Source organism: Olsenella intestinalis, assembly GCF_023276655.1.
GTDB lineage: Bacteria > Actinomycetota > Coriobacteriia > Coriobacteriales > Atopobiaceae > Olsenella_J > Olsenella_J intestinalis.
Window position 1 is genome coordinate 515690 of the sequence record NZ_JALGRK010000001.1, and the last position, 19496, is coordinate 535185.

7 protein-coding genes and 2 tRNA genes are annotated in these 19496 nt (G+C 69.0%); 8 read left to right on the forward strand and 1 reads right to left on the reverse strand.

What is annotated here, in order from left to right; all coding sequences use genetic code 11:
• Positions 1-72: 72 nt before the first annotated feature.
• Positions 73-3621 (forward strand): hypothetical protein, encoded by a 3549-nt coding sequence (locus M5D76_RS02065; protein ID WP_248921734.1) that lies wholly within the window; start codon positions 73-75, stop codon positions 3619-3621.
• A 144-nt stretch (positions 3622-3765) separates the two neighbouring features.
• On the opposite strand, the gene M5D76_RS02070 is transcribed toward M5D76_RS02065, so the two are convergent.
• Positions 3766-4017, reverse strand: a complete 252-nt coding sequence (locus M5D76_RS02070; RefSeq protein WP_248921735.1) for a glutaredoxin family protein — start codon at positions 4015-4017, stop codon at positions 3766-3768.
• A 502-nt stretch (positions 4018-4519) separates the two neighbouring features.
• On the opposite strand from M5D76_RS02070, the gene M5D76_RS02075 reads away from it, so the two are divergent.
• The 7 genes from M5D76_RS02075 to M5D76_RS02105 all read left to right on the forward strand — a co-directional run bounded on the left by M5D76_RS02075 (position 4520) and on the right by M5D76_RS02105 (position 19488).
• Positions 4520-4593, forward strand: a tRNA-Gly gene (locus M5D76_RS02075).
• A gap of 66 nt (positions 4594-4659) precedes the next feature.
• A complete protein-coding gene (locus tag M5D76_RS02080; protein WP_248921736.1) occupies positions 4660-5943 on the forward strand; it encodes an aminopeptidase in 1284 nt (427 codons plus the stop codon).
• Between the two features lie 83 nt (positions 5944-6026).
• Positions 6027-6102, forward strand: a tRNA-Lys gene (locus M5D76_RS02085).
• A 616-nt stretch (positions 6103-6718) separates the two neighbouring features.
• Complete coding sequence (locus M5D76_RS02090) at positions 6719-8185, forward strand: argininosuccinate synthase (protein WP_283102006.1); 1467 nt, start codon at positions 6719-6721, stop codon at positions 8183-8185.
• A gap of 97 nt (positions 8186-8282) precedes the next feature.
• Complete coding sequence (gene argH, locus M5D76_RS02095; protein ID WP_248921737.1) at positions 8283-9713, forward strand: argininosuccinate lyase; 1431 nt, start codon at positions 8283-8285, stop codon at positions 9711-9713.
• 199 nt (positions 9714-9912) lie between these two features.
• Positions 9913-11259: an adenylosuccinate lyase gene (gene purB / locus M5D76_RS02100; RefSeq protein ID WP_248921738.1), complete on the forward strand. Its 1347-nt coding sequence runs from the start codon at positions 9913-9915 to the stop codon at positions 11257-11259.
• 207 nt (positions 11260-11466) lie between these two features.
• Complete coding sequence (locus M5D76_RS02105) at positions 11467-19488, forward strand: InlB B-repeat-containing protein (protein ID WP_248921739.1); 8022 nt, start codon at positions 11467-11469, stop codon at positions 19486-19488.
• Positions 19489-19496 lie beyond the last annotated feature (8 nt).

A 19496-nucleotide genomic window follows, 5' to 3' on the forward strand; every position in this document is an offset into this window, starting at 1 on the left:
TGCGATAGGGCTATACTTTGAGGCTGTATATTTATAGACACCCTTACGGTCCCCGACAAAGGACGTATCAGCATGCCAACAACGCGCACCTACCTCGACTACCTCAACGAGAAGGTCGACATCGCACCCGCAAACAGCCAGGAGGAGCTCGAGGCAGCTGAGATGCTCGGCTCCCTCATGCAGGAGCATGGGCTCGAGGTCCAGATGCAGGACTTCGACACCTCCGCCTCGGGCAAGCTCGCGCACTACGGGCTCCACGTCGTCATGTTCGTCGGCATGCTCCTCTCCGGCTTCATCAACACGCCCGTCGGCCTCATCGGCATGCTGCTCGCCGTCGCCGCCTTCGCCCTGCTCATGCTCGAGCGCAACGGCCGCGACTACCTCTCCAACCTCGGCCCGCGCGCCCGCAGCCAGAACGTCATCGGCGTGCACCGCGCCAGCGGCCCGCTCGTGATGAAGGGCAACCGCCCCGTCGTCATCGTCGCCCACTACGACACGCCCAACGAGGGCCTGCTCTACCGCCCGCAGGTCAGCAAGTACCAGCCGCTCGTCTACCGCCTCTGCTTCCCCTGCTCGGTGGCCGTCGCGGTCTGCGCCTTCTTCCAGGTCCTCGGCTTCGTTCCCGAGGGCTTCCGCCACTTCCTGCTGCTCATCGGCCTCGTCTCCGGCCTGCCTCTCCTCGCGACCGGCGTCGCCGCCATCTACGCGCGCTTCGCCCCCTGCACCGAGGGCGCCAACGACAACAAGTCCTCCGTCGCCGCCCTGCTCGGCGTCATGGACATGGTCCGTCCTGCCAACGACGAGGCCAAGCGCTACCTCGCGCTCCACCCGCACGTCGCGCCCGAGCGCGACCTCGACCCCGCCTCCTACGTCCCCACCGGCTACGACGAGGCTCCCGCGGACGACGCCGACGCGCTCGCCGCCGACGCCCCGGTCGACGACCTTCCCGCCGAGCCCGGCGCCGCGGACGCCCTCCCCGAGGACGACTTCGCCGAGAAGAGCATGCCCGCCCTCGACGACGGGTCCGCCTATGAGGGCCAGCCGCTGCCCGCGGAGGACGCCCCCGTCGCCGAGGTGCAGCCCGAGGGCGAGTCCCTCGAGCCTTCCGCCGACCCCGAGTCCCAGCCGGCCGCCGAGGACGGTCTCGCGCCCGAGCCCGCGCCCGCCGCTGAGCCCGAGCCTGCGCCCGCGCCCGTCGCCGATGAGCCCATCGCGACCGAGCCTGCCGCCGAGCCCGAGTCCGATCTCATGCCCGGCCTGACCGAGATTCCCACGATCGACCCTGCCGTCACGGCCGAGCCCGCCGAGGCCCTCGCGCCCGCCGCGGCGCCCGCCGCCGAGCACGGCGACCCCTTCGGCGGCAACGTCCGCCGCGGCGCCGACTTCGTGCGCGGTCTGTCGATCCTGCCCGAGGGCTGCGACATCGTCTACGCCGAGCCCGAGCTCCCCGAGCTCGACCTCTCCGGCCTCCCCGAGGTCCCCGAGATGCCCGTGTTCGACCCGGAGGCTATGGCCCACGGCGAGTCCGGCGTGATGCAGCCGCCCGCGCAGGACGCGCCGCTTGACACCATCACGCCCGACGACCTCGCCGCCGACGCGCGCGACGCCGAGTACGACGAGCACGGCGACGAGCCGTACGACTACGACGACTTCGCCGAGCAGCGCTACGACGGCAGGTACATCCACTACGTGACCTACGACGAGCAGGTCCCCATCGCCGAGGTCGAGCCCTTCGACGGCTCCGACGAGTCCGTCTCGACTGACGCTGCCGCAACTACGGACGCCCCCGCCGACGGCTCTCCCCTCGCTGGCCTCAAGGCTGCCTGGGGTCGCGTGGTCGACGGCTTCAAGAACAGGGGCAACGCCGCCCAGGACGCCGACGCTGACGCCGCGCCCGCCGACGCCGCACCCGCCGACGCCGCACCCGCGACCGACGACGCGCCCGAGACCGCCGCGCCCGCATCTGACGCAGACGGCACCGGCGAGGTCGTGCCCTTCTCGTCTACCGCCGCCGCTGCCGCCGATGCCGCCGCGACGACCGACGACGCGCCCGAGCCCGACGCGACCCGCCCCATGCCGGCCGCCGGCATCGAGGTCGACCCCTCCGCCGGAACGACGGCGGCCGCGAGCGCCAACGCCTCCAAGACCCTCGTCGACCAGTTCGCGTCCGACGCGCGCGCGGTCGAGTCCATCCCCACCTCAGACGACGCCCCCTCCGCCGAGAAGAGCGTCGATCCCCATGCGACGATCGCCATGTCCGCACTGACCTTCTCCACCGAGCAGGACGTTCCGGAGGAGGAGCTCGCCAGCAAGGACGTCACCGGCCTCGACACGCTCTCTGTCGACGGGCTCAACCTCAAGCGCCCCGCCGAGGAGCGCGTGAAGCCCGCCGCGATCGAGGACCCCTCCTGGGGCAGGTCCGACTTCACCCCTCCCCAGCAGAGCCTCGGCCGCCGCGCCATCCTCTTCGACCTTCCCGATCCCTCGCGCGACGCGACGGACCCCTTCCTCTCCGACCCCGACTCCACGACCCCGGAGGGGCGGGTCGTCTCCGTCCCGCCCATGCCGCAGCAGCCCGTGGCTCCCGAGCCCACGCCTGCTCCCGCACCTGCGCCCGAGCCTGCCGCGCCCCAGCCTGACGGCCTCGAGGTCATCCACGGCGATGCGGCCCCCGCGCCCGCAACCCCTGCCGCCCCGCAGCCCGGTAAGGGCCACGGCCTGCGCTCGCTCTTCGGCCGCAAGAAGTCCAACGAGGTCGAGTCCATGAGCGACTGGCTCGGCGTCGAGGACGACTACGACGCGAAGAAGAACGGTCGCGAGATCGGCAACTGGAAGAACTTCGAGAACGACGACAACGGCGGCTGGAAGGGTGGCGCCGCGCGCCGCTCGGGCCTGCGCGACGACGCCGAGGCCGAGCCCATCGCCGAGGGCACGCCCCTCGACGAGGCCCACATGGACGCCTACGTCGACGCCCCGTATGACGAGCAGGGCTTCGAGGCCGCACCCTTCGACGAGGTCATCGACGCCGCCCCGGCCGAGCCCGAGCCGGCTCAGCAGCCGGCCCAGGCCGAGTACCTCACGCCCGAGGAGGCCGCGGCCCAGGCCGACGGCGAGCTCACCCCGGCGCCCACCGACGACGACCTCCGCGAGGCCATCCTCGGCATGAGCGACGACGAGCTGCTCGCCCATGACATCTGGTTCGTCGCAACCGGCGCCTCGAGCCTCGACCACGCCGGCATCAAGACCTTCCTCGACGAGCACCGCAAGGACGTCCGCGGCGCCTTCGTCGTGAACCTCGAGTGCATCGGAGCCGGCTCGCTCAACATCCTGAGCCAGGAGGGCGAGGGCGCGCCGCGCCGCGCCGACCGCCGCATGGGCCGCCTGCTGCTGAACATCGCCAAGGACCTGCACCTCAACCTCGACCACGCGCGCTTCGACTGGGCCGACACCGAGGCGACGCCGGCCATGCGCGCCCGCATGCGCGCGACCACGATCATGGGCCTGGACGAGAATGGCGTGCCCGCGCTCTCGCACACGCCCACCGACGTCGAGGTCAATGTCGACCCCGACCGCCCGACCCGCGTCGCGGAGATGGTGGCAGAGCTCATCCGCCGCGCATAGCGAGGACGGCCAGGCTCTTCTCGGCACGTCTTATATAGATGCAGAGAGGCTCGCGACATGGCGTCGCGAGCCTCCTTTCGTGCGGGGTGGTTGTGCGTGGTGATTGCGCGGGCGCGCCTGCGGGGCGTGCCCGCGGGTGCGTGGCTAGGCGCAGTGCTCCTTGAGGTAGGCGATGATGTCGTCGGACTCGTAGAGCGCGGTGCCGTCGACGAAGAGGCAGGGGACCTGCTGCTTGCCGCCGACCTCGACGAGGGTGGCACGGGCGTCCTCGTCGGCGCTGATGTCGCGCAGCGGCAGCTCGATGCCGTCCTGCTCCATGTAGGCGAGGACCTTCTTGCAGTAGGGGCAGGTGGGTCGGTAGTAGAGCGTGAGCTCGGGCTCGGTTGCTGTGGCCATGGTTCCTCCTTGTGCGGCCGCGGCCGCTCGTGGTTGGCTGTGCCTTGTGGGCATTCTACCCATGTGGCCGGCCGCGCCATGCGCGGCGGCGCTCGGCGGCGCGGGGCCTGTGGAGTTCACGCGAGCAACTTAGAGCAGCTTGGGAGCGCGTCGCGTACGCAAAAGCACCCCTCCGTGGAAAGATTTCCGATTCGGATGCGCGATTCTGCCCCTCTGTGTACAACTCGCTAAGCCCCTCGGCGGGGGAGGCATGGAAAAGTCTGCATAGACTTTGGGGTTTGTCCAGTTGCGTACCGTCTGCTATGCAAGCCGATGGTGCGGCTCGCGTAAATCGGGGGACGAGACTTTGCCACGGAGGCCCACTTTTGCGCGGCGCGATCGCCAATCTTTCCACGGAGGCACAGTTTTGCGCGCCCGCGTGCGCATCCTCGGCGGCGCGGGCGCGAGGCTCGCGGACACGCCTCGCGCGAATCGTGCATCTGTGTTAGCATTACGCGTGCGCGCGGGCGTAGTTCATCGGTAGAACCTCAGCTTCCCAAGCTGATGAGGTGGGTTCGACTCCCATCGCCCGCTCCAATCCGAAACGCGGCGAGGTCCCACGGGGCCTCGCTTTTTTGTGCGTTCGAGTCGAAAGGAACGACAATGAGCAGTGCCATGTCAAACGAGGAGGCTGTGCGCGCCATCCGCAACCTCGAGCCCAAGATCGAGGCGTACGCCGAGCTGATCGTGCGCAAGGGCCTCGCCGTCCAGGAGGGCCAGGAGGTCGTCATCCAGGTGCCCGTCGAGCGTGCCGACTTCGCGAGGATCCTCGTGCGCCACGCCTACGCCGCCGGCGCCGGCCACGTGACCGTCATCTGGTTCGACGACGCGGTCTCGCGCATGGACTACGAGAACGTGGACGTCGAGTACTTCAGGCACACGCCGAGCTGGAAGCGCGAGCAGCTGAACTCGCTGGCCGAGGAGGGCGCGAGCTTCCTGTTCGTGGAGGCGACCGACCCGTCGGCCCTCGAGGGCATCGACGCCGCCAAGCCCGCCGCGGCTCGCCTCGCCCGCAACACCGACTGCCGCACCTTCCGCGACGGCCTCGACTTCGGTCGCAACCCCTGGTGCATCGCCGGCGCGCCCGTGGCCGCGTGGGCCAAGAAGCTCTACCCGCACGAGGGTGAGCTTGAGGCCGTCTATCACCTGTGGTGTGCGATCCTCTCGACCGCCCGCGCCGACGGCGAGGACCCGCAGGGCGTCTGGGAGACGCACAACGCGAGCTTCGAGAAGAACAAGCGCCAGCTGAACGAGGCTGCCTTCGACCGCCTGCACTACGTGGCGAAGAACGGAACCGACCTCACCGTGGGCCTTCCGAAGGGCCACGTCTGGGCCGGCGGCGCCGAGCAGGCCGTGGACGGGCGCATGTTCTTCCCCAACATCCCGACCGAGGAGGTCTTCACGTCGCCGGACCGCATGCGCTGCGACGGCATCGTGTACTCGGCGATGCCTTTGGTGTACTCCGGCCAGATCGTCGACGGCTTCTGGCTGAGGTTCGAGGGCGGTCGCGTGGTCGACTTCGGCGCGAAGCGCGGCAAGGACGTGCTGCGAAGCATCATCGAGGCTGACGAGAACTCGTGCCGCCTGGGCGAGGTCGCGCTCATCTCGAAGAACACGCCCATCAGGCAGGGCGGCATGCTCTTCTACAGCACCCTGTACGACGAGAACGCGAGCTGCCACCTGGCACTGGGCCTCGGCTTCCCCGAGTGCCTTGAGCACGGCATGGAGATGAGCAAGGACGAGCTGGTCGCGCATGGCGTCAACCAGTCGCACACCCACGTCGACTTCATGATCGGCGCCGAGGACCTCAACATCTGGGGCGTCACCGCGGAGGGCGAGGAGGTGCCCGTGTTCGAGAACGGGCAGTGGGCCTGGGAGATCGAGTAGGCGGGTGCGCCACTGACGCAGCGCGCATGGTATGATGCATTCGCGCACGTGAGGCGCTCCTGGAGCCGCCTTGCAACATAGTTGGGCCGTTAGCTCAGTTGGCAGAGCAGGGGACTTTTAATCCCAAGGTCGTGGGTTCGACCCCCACACGGCTCACCACCGAACATGCAGCCGGGGGCACGTGCCCCCGGCTTTTTTGTGCCCGCGCGCCGAGTGCGGCCAGGAAGTTCGGGGTGGTTTCGACGGGGTTTGCGCACATGAACTACATGGCTTGGCCGCGTGACATGCCGTTCCCGTTGCGAGCCGTGCCGCACGGGGGAAAGGTGAATGAATAGGCATGGCGTAGAGCTGCGCTTTGTTAGGGTAGTGTTTCAAGAAAATATCTGCTAACCGAAATTATTTGCAGCTGAGCGCATATCGGCTAAAGTACTCACCAACAGACGCGCACCCGGCGTCACGATTGCTCACCAGCGCCCAAGCGGCGCGGACTTGGAAGGGGGATGACATGTTGCAGCTCGCACCTCACACGTACGACTCCATGCTCTCCCTCCGACGCCAGGACCGACGAATCACGCTGCGATGCCAGCGCGTGCTGACGTAGGTCCAGGGTAGCTACAGCCCAGAGGACGGACCGAGGGGCACCCGGCATCGCTGGGTGCCCCTCTGCCATACATCGGCAGCGCACCCGATTGACCGGCGGCGCGCAAGGCCGCCATCGCACCAACCCGCTAAGCGAACAAACCCAAGCAAAGCGCACGACATGGGAGTGATTGAAATGGCAGAGACCGCAACCACCAAGACGAACTACGCCACGACCGCGGCGGCAGCCGCGAAGTCCGCAGGGTCCGCCGAGAGGGAGAAGGTCGTTCTCGCCTACTCCGGCGGCCTCGACACCTCGGTTATGGTCAAGTGGCTGCAGACCGAGAAGAACCTCGACGTCGTCGCGATCTGCGGCAACGTGGGACAGGACGCCGAGGACCTCGCGTGGGTCGAGAAGAAGGCGCTCGACATGGGGGCCATCTACTCCAAGGCGCTCGACATGCGCGAGGAGTACGCCGAGAAGATCCTGACCAAGGCGATTGCGGCCAACGCTCTCTACGAGGACACCTACCCGCTGCTGTCGGCGCTGTCGCGCCCGATGATCGTCGAGAAGCTCGTCCAGATCGCGCACGAGACCGGCGCCGCCTACATCGCGCACGGCTGTACGGGCAAGGGCAACGACCAGGTCCGCTTCGAGTCGTGCATCCACGCGCTCGACCCCAGCCTCAAGATCCTGGCACCCGTGCGCGAGTGGGACCTCCTCACGCGCGAGCAGGAGATGGACTGGGCCAAGCGCCACGGCGTTCCCGTCCCGACGACGGCGGCCAAGCCCTACTCGATCGACGACAACCTCTGGGGCCGCGCGATCGAGTGCGGCGTCCTCGAGAACCCCTGGAACGAGCCGCCCGCAGACATCTGGACGATGACGGCGTCGCCGGAGGACGCGCCTGACGCGCCCGAGGAGATCGTGGTCGGCTTCGAGCAGGGCAAGCCCGTCTCGCTCAACGGCGAGGCGATGGACCTGCTGCCGCTCATCGTGAAGCTCAACGAGATCTGCGGCAAGCACGGCTACGGCCGCCTCGACATGATCGAGGACCGCGTGGTGGGCATCAAGAGCCATGAGTGCTACGAGTGCCCCGCGTCGCTCGCGCTCATCAACATGCACCACGCGCTCGAGACGCTCTGCCTCGACGCCGCGACGCTCCAGTTCAAGCACGGCATCGACCAGCAGTGGGCCAAGATCGTCTATGACGGCCTGTGGTTCTCGCAGCTGAAGGAGGCCCTCGACGCGTTCTGCGCCGACACGCAGAAGTGCGTGACCGGCGAGGTCAAGGCGAAGCTCTACAAGGGCAGCCTCACGGTGATCGGCCGCAGGAGCGCCTACTCGCTCTACGAGTACGGCCTCGCCACCTACGGCGACGGCGACACCTTCGACCGCACCGCGTCGAAGGGCTTCATCGACCTGCACAGCCTGCCGAGCAAGACGTGGTCGACCAAGCAGGGGCCGGCGGCGCACGGCGGCGTCGCGGGGGAAGGCGTAGGCTCTTCTCGCGAGGCGAATGACGGCGACTCCGCGGAGGGTGACCCAGCGGACGTGGCTGACATGGACAGGGCGGCCGCCGAGGGCGGTGCGTGCGAGGGCAAGGGCGACGCGTGCGAAAGCCATGAGGCCGCGGCGGACAAGGAGCATGCGGCCGCGTAGGCCGACGGGCCTTTGCGGGTGGGCGATGCGCTCGCTACTATTCAGATGACGGCGGGGCGCACGCCGACGGGGCGCGCGGCGCGAGAAAGGCGACAGGATGGCACTCTGGTCCGGCAGGTTCGAACAGAGCGTTGACAGGTTCACCCAGCGCTTTGGCGCCTCGCTCGAGGTCGACAAGAAGATGTACAGCCAGGACATCGCGGGCTCGATCGCGCATGCGAAGATGCTCGCGCGGCAGGGCGTGCTTTCGGAGTCGGACGTCGAGCGCATCGAGGTCGGGCTTCTGGAGATCAAGCACGAGATCGACCTCGGGCGCTTCAAGTGGGACGTGAACGACGAGGACATCCACATGGCCGTGGAGGGGTCCCTCATCGACGACATCGGCGCGGCCGGCGCCCGCCTGCACACGGGGCGCTCGCGCAACGACCAGGTGGCGACCGACATCCGCCTGCTGGCCAAGGACCTCATCACGTCGCTGCTCACGGAGAACTACTCGCTGCGCAAGGTCGTGCTGCGCGCCGCGCGCAAGAACTTCGGCACGGTGATGCCGGGGTACACGCACATGCAGCATGCACAGCCCGTGCTCTTCTCGCACCACCTGCTCGCGTACTTCTGGATGTTCACGCGCGACTTCAAGCGGCTGCACGACGCCTTCGTGGCGGCCGACGCAAACCCGCTGGGCTCTGCCGCGCTTGCCGGCACGACCTACCCGCTCGACCGGCACTACACGTCGGAGCTGCTGGGGTTCGACCACCCGATCCCGAACTCGATGGACGCGGTGTCGGATCGCGACTACCTGCTTGACCTCGAGTACGCGTGCAGCGTGAGCATGATGCACCTCTCGCGCCTGTGCGAGGAGATCATCACGTGGTCGACCACGGAGTTCGGCTTCATCACACTGAGCGACTCGTACTCGACCGGCTCGTCGATCATGCCGCAGAAGAAGAACCCCGACTTCGCGGAGCTCACGCGCGGCAAGACCGGGCGCGTGGTGGGCGACCTGGTCTCGCTGCTCGTCACGATGAAGGGGCTCCCGCTCGCGTACAACAAGGACCTGCAGGAGTGCAAGGAGGGCGCCATCGACGCGGCCGACACGCTGCGCGACTGCATGATCCTGATGGAGGGGATGATCGACACCTGGGAGGTGCACCCGCGCCGGATGCTCGAGGAGGCGTCGCTGGGGTTCACCGCGGCGACCGACGTGGCCGACTACCTTGCCAAGCGCGGCATCCCGTTCCGCAAGGCGCACGAGATCGTGGGCGAGCTCGTGCTGTACTGCGAGAAGCACAAGGTCGGGCTCGAGGACCTCACACTCGAGGAGTTCCAGCAGGCGAGCCCGCTGTTTGGCAAGGACATCGTCGGCGAGCTCGACCCCGAGGGCATCGCGCGCGCCCGCGAGACCTACGGCGGGACCGGCCACGACGCCGTGCGCGAGCAGATCCGCGAGGCGTCCAAGTCGCTCAAGCGCGACCGTCGCCAGACCAAGGCGATCCTCGACAAGCGCGAGGCCGTGCGTCGCCAGGCGTAGCGCGCCCGCAGCCCACGGCCACGTTGGCGGCCGAGAAGAGCGCTCCTCTCGGCCGTGCGCCGCCCGTGGGCGCACCCGCACGTTGCCTGCGCTTTACGAGTGGGGCGGCGCCCGTGGGCGAGCGTGTAGAATCTTCCGTGGCAGATGAACTGGCGCGGCGGCCCGGCCGCCGGCGCGCGCGTCACGAAAGGACCGCTCCATGATCGATCGCTACACCCGACCGGAGATGGGCAACATCTTCTCGCTCGAGAACAAGTACGCCATCTGGCAGGAGATCGAGGTGCTGGCCTGCGAGGCCCACGCCCAGATCGGCGAGAGCGGCATCACGGCCGAGGAGGCCGCGTGGATCCGCGAGCACGCCGCCTTCGACCGCGCCGAGGTCGACGAGATCGAGGCCGTCACCAACCACGACGTCATCGCGTTCCTGACGAACATGGGCTCCTACATCGACGCCGACGTGCCCGAGGGAGAGCCCAAGCCGAGCCGCTGGGTCCACTACGGCATGACCAGCTCCGACCTCGGCGACACGGCCCTGTGCTACCAGCTCGTCCAGGCGACCGACATCCTGATCGAGGACTGCAAGAGGCTCGGCGAGATCTGCCGCCGCCGCGCCTTCGAGGAGCGCGAGACCCTCTGCGTCGGGCGCACCCACGGCATCCACGCCGAGCCCATGACCTTCGGCATGAAGTTCGGCAGCTGGGCCTGGGAGCTCAAGCGCGACCTCGACCGCCTGCGCGACGCCCGCGCCAACGTGGCGTGCGGCGCGATCTCGGGCGCCGTCGGCACCTACTCCTCCATCGACCCGCGCGTCGAGTCCTACGTCTGCGAGCACCTCGGGCTCGCGCACGACCCGCTGTCCACGCAGGTCATCTCCCGCGACCACCACGCCTACCTCGCCGGCGTGCTCGCCACGACGGCGGCCACCTGCGAGCGCATCGCGACCGAGATCCGCAACCTCCAGAAGACCGACACCCTCGAGGCCGAGGAGCCCTTCCGCAAGGGCCAGAAGGGCAGCTCGGCCATGCCGCACAAGCGCAACCCCATCACCGTCGAGAAGGTCTGCGGCCTCTCTCGCGTGGTCAAGGCCAACGCCCAGGTCGCCTTCGACAACGTAGCCCTCTGGCACGAGCGCGACATCAGCCACAGCTCCGCCGAGCGGGTCGCCCAGGCCGACAGCTTCATCGCGCTCGACCACATGTTCCAGTGCCTGATCCGCATCGTCGACGGCCTGCAGCTCTATCCCGCCCAGATGCTCGCGAACCTCAACAAGACCCGCGGCCTGATCTTCTCGTCCAAGGTGCTGCTCGCCCTCGTCGACACCGGCATCACGCGCGAGGACGCCTACAAGATCGTGCAGGAGAACGCCATGGCCACCTGGCACGAGATCCAGGCGGGCGAGCAGGGCACGACCTACCGCGAGAAGCTCTCGGCCGACGAGCGCTGCACCCTGAGCGAGGCCGAGCTCGACCGCATCTTCGACCCCTGGAGCTTCCTCGGTCGCATCGACGTCGTGTTCGACCGCCTGCAGGAGCTGAGATTCGAGTAGGCGCGACCAACAATCCGATGGCGCGCGAGACCCGGCGACCCAGTCGTCGGGCCCCGCTTCATATCGCCCACACCTCGCACGTCATCGGCCGAAACATGCCGCCTAGCTCCCGTTATGTAGACCCAGTTGCCACCCGCATGGCATCATTAAGACAACAATGGGTGAACTGCGCCTCGCCCCCGACGGGCGAGCCGGGAGGTACGTGCCATGAAACGCAACTCCACCTCGAGCAAGCTGCTCGCCATCGCGCTCGCCGTCGCGCTCGTCGGCGGCCTGTGGCCCCAGGGCGCCGCGGGTGCCGCCGAGCCAGCGGGCGCGCCCCCAGCCGACGCCGCCGTGGCCCTGCCCGCGCCCGCGACGCCTGATGGCGCCGCGCCAACGGATCAGGCGGCGCCCACAGCGGGCGACGCATCGACGCCGGCCCCGGACGAGGCGCCCGCCGAGAAGAGCGCGCCCCCTGCCGAGGAGGCGCCTGCTGACGACAAGGCCGCCGCGGCCGCGACCCCCGACCTCGCGCAGCCCGCCGCGGCCCCCGAGCCCGCGCCCGTCGCCGACGCCCAGCCGGCGTCTCCCGCGATCGACGAGACGCGCGTCGCCGAGAACGGCGTCGCCGTCGAGGTCCACGCCCCGGCCGGCGCCTTCCCCGAGGGCACCACCCTCGTCGTCCGCGAGGCCGACTCCCGCGACGCGATGGCCGCCGCCGAGGCCGCCGGCGCCGTGCGCGGGCGCGCCACCGACGCCCGCGCCGTCGACGTCTCCTTCGTGCGCGACGGCCGCGAGCTCGAGCCTGCCGGCACCGCCCCCGTCCGCGTCTCGCTGAGGGCAATCAACGCCGTCCGCGGCGAGGCGTTCTCCGCGATCCACGTGAGGGACGACGGCCAGGCCGAGGTCGTGGACAAGGGCGCCACCGCGAGCCGCGCCGACTTCGACGCGACCGACTTCTCCGTCTACGCGATCGTCGGCGAGAACATCAAGTACCAGTCGTGGGAGTTCTACAACGCCGCGGGTGAGCTTCACTTTGCCGTGAGCGTCAAGACCACCGACTACGAGGGGGCCGACAAGGAGTCCCAGGCGGCGCAGCGCCTGGCGGCGACGGGCGTGCCTGCCGTCTTCGCCGGCGACGACACCACGGAGTTCGTCGGCTGGTACCTGAAGGGCGCCGACGGATCCTGGGGCGAGGCCTGGTCGGGCTACCCCGACACGGTCTCCTTCGACGGCAGCGTCACGAGGGTCTACGCCAAGTACCGCGACAAGAAGCACTACGTCTCCTACCACAGCGCGGTCGACTCCGACGCCGACGGAACCTTCGACACGTTCCCGATCATCCACGTGGTGGAGGTAAACGCGGGCGAGAACCTCGCCGTCAGCGCGGGCACCCCGCTCTTCGTCACGCCCGCCGGCACGGCCAACGTCGGTTGGTCCACGCGCAACGGCGCGGCCTCATCGGACACCGACGTCTACGGCTACGGAGGCGAGTCGCAGCTCGCCGTCAACGCCGACACGGACCTCTACCCGATCATCGAGGGCGGCTACTGGGTCTCCTTCGACTCGGCCGGCGGCACGGGCGTCGACAGCCAGTTCGTCTCCGAGGGCAAGACGGCCAGGCGTCCCGCCGACCCCACGCGCAAGGGCTATGCCTTCACGGGTTGGGTGAACGGCGAGGGCGCGCCGTTCGACTTTGCCACGCCCGTCACGGCCGCCACGACGCTCACGGCAACGTGGGAGGAGGCCCAGACCACCTATCGCCTGCACTTCTACCTGCAGGGCGCCGAGCCCAAGGCCACGGTGGAAGAGGACTATGCCCTCGACGCCAACTATTACTATGAGGTCCCCGCAACAACGGGCGATGTGATCTCGCTGAGTCAGAACGATTCCAACATTAGCGCCGCCATTAGAGCGAGTTATTCGGAGAATGGTGGTGCCATCCCCGACTACTACGTCAACGTAAATCTTCTTAGTGCGGAAAACGCGAAGAACATTACCGTGGCCTCGGACGGCTCGACAGTGTTCACGGTGTATCTTGACCGCATCTGGTACTACCTCAAGACAGGAGGCAAAGGCGGAAACAAAAGCTATGCCTGGCGCTGGGGTCAGAGCCTGTATGACTACTATCAGCACAAGTACCAAAGCGCCCGCGCAGACGACATGCGGATCATGCTTCAATATGCTGGAAAAACCGCTCAATACGTAGAATACAGGGCTGCGCGCAATGGCGCGGTGCTATCGTCACCGTTTGGTCTCTATCAATGTTGCAGGCAGTACTCTGCAAACCCACCCGCGACCGGCATTCCGTGCGGAACCACGCTAACGACTGGTGAAAGCAAGGTTGACTCTACTGACTGGACATACGACGCTTATCATCACTACGAAAAGCTTGATACAACGGGAACGGGCGCGGACAGCGACTTCGAAGTCGTGCACATGCCGTATAAGAGCGTTCATAACCATGCAAATGTCGTTTTAAACTACACGGGGTTTAGCTACCTTAGGAGCACAAACACTGGGCTGTACTCAGACTCATCAATTAAGAATCGTATCGTCCCCAAAAAATTTAACGGTAAAACGAGCGAACCGTATCACATCTGGTATTCCCGCAATAAACATGACGTGATTTGGAATGAAAATGGCGGGCCAGAGGCGCAAGACCTCAAGAGCATTTATTTTGGAACAGACATAACGGATACTCAGGCCACGCTTGCTGACGGCACTACCTATGTAGCGTATGACAAAGATCCAGATCAAGATGGCTTTGTGCGACCTACGACGATGACTGATTCGACCGGTGAGCATTGGTTTGAGGGCTGGCATAAAGTAAACACGCTCGTGGATAGCCTATATTCCTTCGACGGCGTGACCATGCCCGACAAGGATATCGTGCTCTATGCCGCCTGGACCGACGCGCGTTGCAAGGTCACCTACGACCTCGCGGGCGGGTCGCTCGCGCAGGACGTCACACTGCGCAACCGCGATGCCTCGGCGGGCGAGAAGAGCGCGACCGACGTGCTCAAGTACGGCGAGCAGGCGACGAGTCTCTCGTCCGCGCAGATCACGCCTCCCGAGGGTTCCGGCGAGCTCCTCGGCTGGACCTACGAGCGCGACGGGCAGGACGTCACCTGGAGCTTCGCCAACGAGGTCCACTCCGACGTGACCCTCAGGGCGGTCTACGCACCCGAGGGCGCGACCACCACGTCCTACCACCTCGCCTACGACGCCGGCGGGGGCGATGCGGGAGTCGCCCCGACCGACGGCAACGCCTACCTCAAGGGCGCCACGGCGTTCATGCCGAGCGGGGCCGCACTCTCCCAGGGCGGCAGGCCCTTCCTCTACTGGCGCGACGCCTCCGGCGACGCCCACTACGCGGGCAGCCGCTACACCGTGAGCGGCGACGCCACGCTCACGGCGGTCTACTCTTCCACGGCCGACGCAGCGAGCGGCAGGACCGACCTGACCTACGACTACAACTACGGCTCGATGTCCCCCAACACCTCGCTCGCCGCCCTCACGCCCGACGGCTCCGCGACGCGCGAGGTCTACGTCAACCAGGCCATGGACCTCGACGAGGTCGGCTACCACGACGTCTCGGGCGCCACGCCCGTGGGCTACACCTTCTCCGGCTGGTACGCCGACGCCGACCGCACGAGCAGGCTCGCCGACGTCATCGTCGACGCATCCTCGGCCGCCGGCGAGAACAGGGTCTTTGCCGGCTGGACCAGGAACGCCTACCAGGTGGCCTTCGACAAGAACGACGACCTCGCCACCGGGGAGATGCCGCCCGAGGACTTCCAGTACGACATCGAGGCCGGCCTCACGCCTCTCGACTTCTCCGAGACCGGCTTCTCCAAGACCGGCTACCACTTCGGCGGCTGGGCCACGACCGCCTCGGGCGACGCCGTCTACGCCGACAAGGCGCCCGTCACCAACCTCACCGCCACGGACGGTGCCACGGTCACGCTCTTCGCGACGTGGGAGGCGAACCCCTACCACGTGAGCTTCAACAAGGGCGCCGACGCCGCGTCGGGCACCATGGCCACCCAGGACCTCACCTACGACGCCGCGGCCACGCCGCTCTCGGCCAACGAGTTCTCCAACAAGGGCCGCCACTTCGCCGGCTGGGCGACCGAGGCCGGCGGGGCCTCCGCGTACGCCGACGAGGAGAGCGTCCAGAACCTCACGAGCGAGAACGACGGCACCGTCGAACTGTTCGCGACCTGGGACGCCAACACCTTCCAGGCCGCCCCGATAGAGGGCAGCTTCACCTACGACGGCGGCGCCCACACGCCCGAGCCGCGCGTCACGGGCGAGGGCGGGGCCGTTCTCACCAAGGACGTCGACTACGAGCTCGTCTACAGCAACAACGTCAACGCCGCCGACGCGACCGCGGACGCCGCGCCGACGGTGACCGTGCGCGCCAAGGCCGGCGGCGACTACCAGTACGCGCCCGACGTCACGCTCCACTTCACCATCGGCAAGGCCACGTGGGACGCAGTCGACGCGACCAAGGCGACCACCACCCAGTCCGTCGTGACCACCACGCTCTCCGGCGAGTCTCCCACCGCCGCCCCCACGTCCACGGACGAGAGGAGCGGCACCCTCGCCCTGGCCGGCTACGACAGCGCGAAGCCCGTCGAGTACTCCCTCGACGCGGGCGCGACCTGGCAGGACCTGCCTGCCGACGGCAGGCTCTCCGGCCTCGCCGCCGGCGACGTCTCCCTGCGCTACAAGGAGGACGCCAACCACTTCGCGAGCGCGCCAATCGTCGCCGAGGTCCTCTACGGCGTGCGCGGCAACGTCACGTGGGACTACAACTACGCCTACGTCGAGGGCGCGTCCATACGCGAGGCCGTGGTGAACGACACGCCGCAGGAACGCTCGAGCGCGGGCATGCTCTACCTCCTCGCGAACGGCGCGGCGCAGGCGGGCTACCCCATCACCGTCACCGGCGCGACCGACGCCGGCCGCGACGACACGCTCACGCACGCCTACGGCACCTACGCGCTCGACGGGCTCTCCAAGAGGGTCAGCTACACCCTCTCGCTCAAGCCCACGGTCGCCAACTCCGCCGGCACGGCCCAGATCGAGACCGGCTCGTATGCCGCCACGCAGAGGGGCGACGACTTCGACGTCGCCTACGTCGGCGTCGGCAACTTCGACGGCAAGTGGTCCGTCTCGGTCGAGTCGACCGAGGCCGACGGATACGCCGACCTCGAGGGCGTCTACGTCAAGGTCTTCTGGGCCTCGAGGGACGAGGCGGAGCAGCAGGACGCCTCCCTCTACGAGGTCGTCAGCCAGCAGAACGACGCCACGCTCGGCACCTACTGCGCCGTGTCGGGCTCCGGCGCCGCTCGCGCGGCCACGGGCAGCCTCCCCGTCTGGAAGCTCAACACCGACGGCTTCCCCTCGCGCTACCGCGCCCGCGTCATGGGCTTCCGCGTCGGCGGCGTCGACTACCCATGCTCGCAGTACTTCCTCTCCTCGCTCGAGAGCCCGCTCTACTACGACGCCGAGAAGGACGACGGCTCCACGCAGGGCCAGGACCCCATGCGCGTCACCGTCTCCGGCCTCCAGGTCCCGATGGTCGCCCTCGACCTCAACGACGGCGGCGCCACGCCGGCGGCAGCGCTCCCCGAGGGAACCGCCAACCACGTCCTCGGCAGCCCCGCCACCGCCCCCGCAACGGGCTGGCGGGTCGCGCAGGCGGCCGTCGAGGCCATCCGACCCGCGTGGGAGGGCCACGAGTTCGAGGGGTGGTACGAGAGCGCGAACCCCACGGCAGGCGACCGCCTCGCCGGAGACGTCGAGGGCCTCGCCTCCAGGAAGACGCTCTACGCACACTGGTCCGAGAACCAGGGCGCGCCCGAGGGCCTCACGACCACCCGACTCACCGCCCAGCGCGACCCCGCCAACGACGCGGTCCTCACCGACGGCTCCGGCGCGCCGCTCACCAACGACGACGGCACCATCACCGGCGTGACCGACGCCATGGAGTGGCGCCGCCGCGCAGACGACGGCACCTGGCCGGACGCGTGGACGCGCGTGGGCGCGGGCGAGAAGAGCGTCTCCGGCCTCTCGGCCGGCACCTACCAGGTGCGCTACGCCGCCACCACGGCAACGGACGCCGCCTGGGCGCGCAACGTCGGCGAGCCCGCAGAGGTCGTAGTCTCGGCCAAGTCCCTGCCCGACGCCCCGCCTGCCCCCATCGTCGACTCCGCGACCGCGACCACCCTCGTCGTTCGCGTCGAGGACGGCCAGCAGTACAGCGTCGACGCCGGTGCCCACTGGGTCACGCCCGCGGCCGGCGCGGCCACCCACGTCTTCGAGGGCCTCACTCCCGGCACCGAGCAGCGCGTCGTGACCCGTCTCACCGAGACGGACGACGCCTATCCCTCTCCCGCGAGCCCCGACACCAAGGTCGACCTGCCCCTGCTGAAGCTCGACGTCACAGAGCCCGAGGGCTACCGCCGCACCTACAGCGGAGAGGAGCAGCAGATAGTCGAGACGGCTAGCAAGCCTGAGGGCTGCACCGAGGTCCGCTACGGCGTCGGGGTCGACGACGACCTCGGCTACATGCCAGACCCGCCCTCCGCAATCGTGGTGGGCGACTACCCGGTGCGCGTCTGGTTCGTGGCCGACGAGACCCACGAGGACAAGGTCGTCGTCGTCCAGGGCGAGATCGTCCGCGCCGACAACGCCTGGGTCGACGGCCCCACGGCCCCCGGCTGGGTCGCCGGCCAGGAGCAGCCCGCGCCCACGGCCACGGCCAGGTTCGGCGCCCCCTCCTTCTGGTACGCGCCGGCCGGCTCCGACGAGTTCACCCCGACGCCTCCCACCGAGCCGGGCGACTACACCGTGCGCGCCACGGTCGACGGCACGCCCAACTACTTCGGGCTCGACTGGTCCTCGCCGCTCAAGGTCCAGGCAGACACCATCACCTACCTGCCCAACTCGATCCTCGCGTCGGGCTCGACCGATCCCACCGAGGGAAAGACCGGAGACGTCGCCAAGGTCGCCGGCTGCGGCTTCTCGTGGAAGCAGCACCGCTTCGCCGGGTGGAACACCGCACCGGACGGCTCGGGCGACTCCTTCGCGCCGGGCGCCGACTTCACCCTCACGGCCGGCGACGACGTGCTCTACGCCCAGTGGGACCCCGTCGGCGAGCTCGCCTACGACGGCAACGGCGCCGACTCGGGCTCCGTCGCGCCGCAGCCGGGCCGCGCGGGCGACTCCGTCACGGTCGCGGCCAACGGCTTCGCGCGCCGCGCGTGGCGCTTCGTCGGCTGGAACACGGCCGCCGACGGCTCCGGCCGCGCCCTCGCGCCGGGCGACCCCTTCGAGCTCGCCATCGGCGGCGACATCCTCTACGCCCAGTGGGGGACGCGCCAGCTCGCGGCGGAGCTCCCCGAGGGCGCCGTCATCCCAGGGGTGCTGCCGGCAGAGCCCAGACCGACCGTGCGCGACGCCGCGGGCGACGGCCCGACCCCCGTGGAGGGCGTCGACTACACCCTCTCCTGGGAGGGCAACGCCGCCCCCACCGAGGGCGCGCGCCCGGCACGCGTCACGGTGACGCCCACGCCCGACGGAGCCTACGCCCTCTCCGACCCCGTCACGCTCGAGTTCGAGATCCCGCGCTCGCTCGGCCGCGTCGTGCAGGAGGAGGTCCCCTCCAACTGGGGCGGCGCCCGCATCGGCCAGGGCGACGACGCCATCGCGGCCGCGGTCCCCCTGACCCGCGACGAGGCGGAGCGCGTCGGCGCCGGCGCGACCGCCTACGTCAGCGTCACGGTCGCCGACGTGACCGACACGATCGACGCCGCCCTCGCCGAGCGCATCCACGCCGCGGCGCCCGCGACCGCAAGCCCCGGGGCCTACCTCGACGTCCGCGTCCGCGTCCGCCTCGACGACGGCGAGGCGCGCGAGGTCCACGAGCTCGCAAGCCCGCTGACCGTCGACCTCTCGCTCCCCGACGAACTCTCCGGTTCCACGGTCGCGGCCGTGGTCCGCGAGCACGACGGCACGGTCCAGGCGATCGACTTCGAGGCCGACGGCGCCGCGCTGCGCGCCTCCTCCGACCGCTTCTCGATCTTCGAGGTCGCCGTCTCCCCCGACGCGAGGGGCGCTCGCCCGCTCGCCAAGACCGGCGACTCGACCGCGCCCGCCGTCCCCGTGGCGCTCGCCGCCCTGGCGCTCGCCGCGCTCGCGGCGGCACTCCGCGCGAGGCGTCGCGAGCAGTAGGGGAGCGC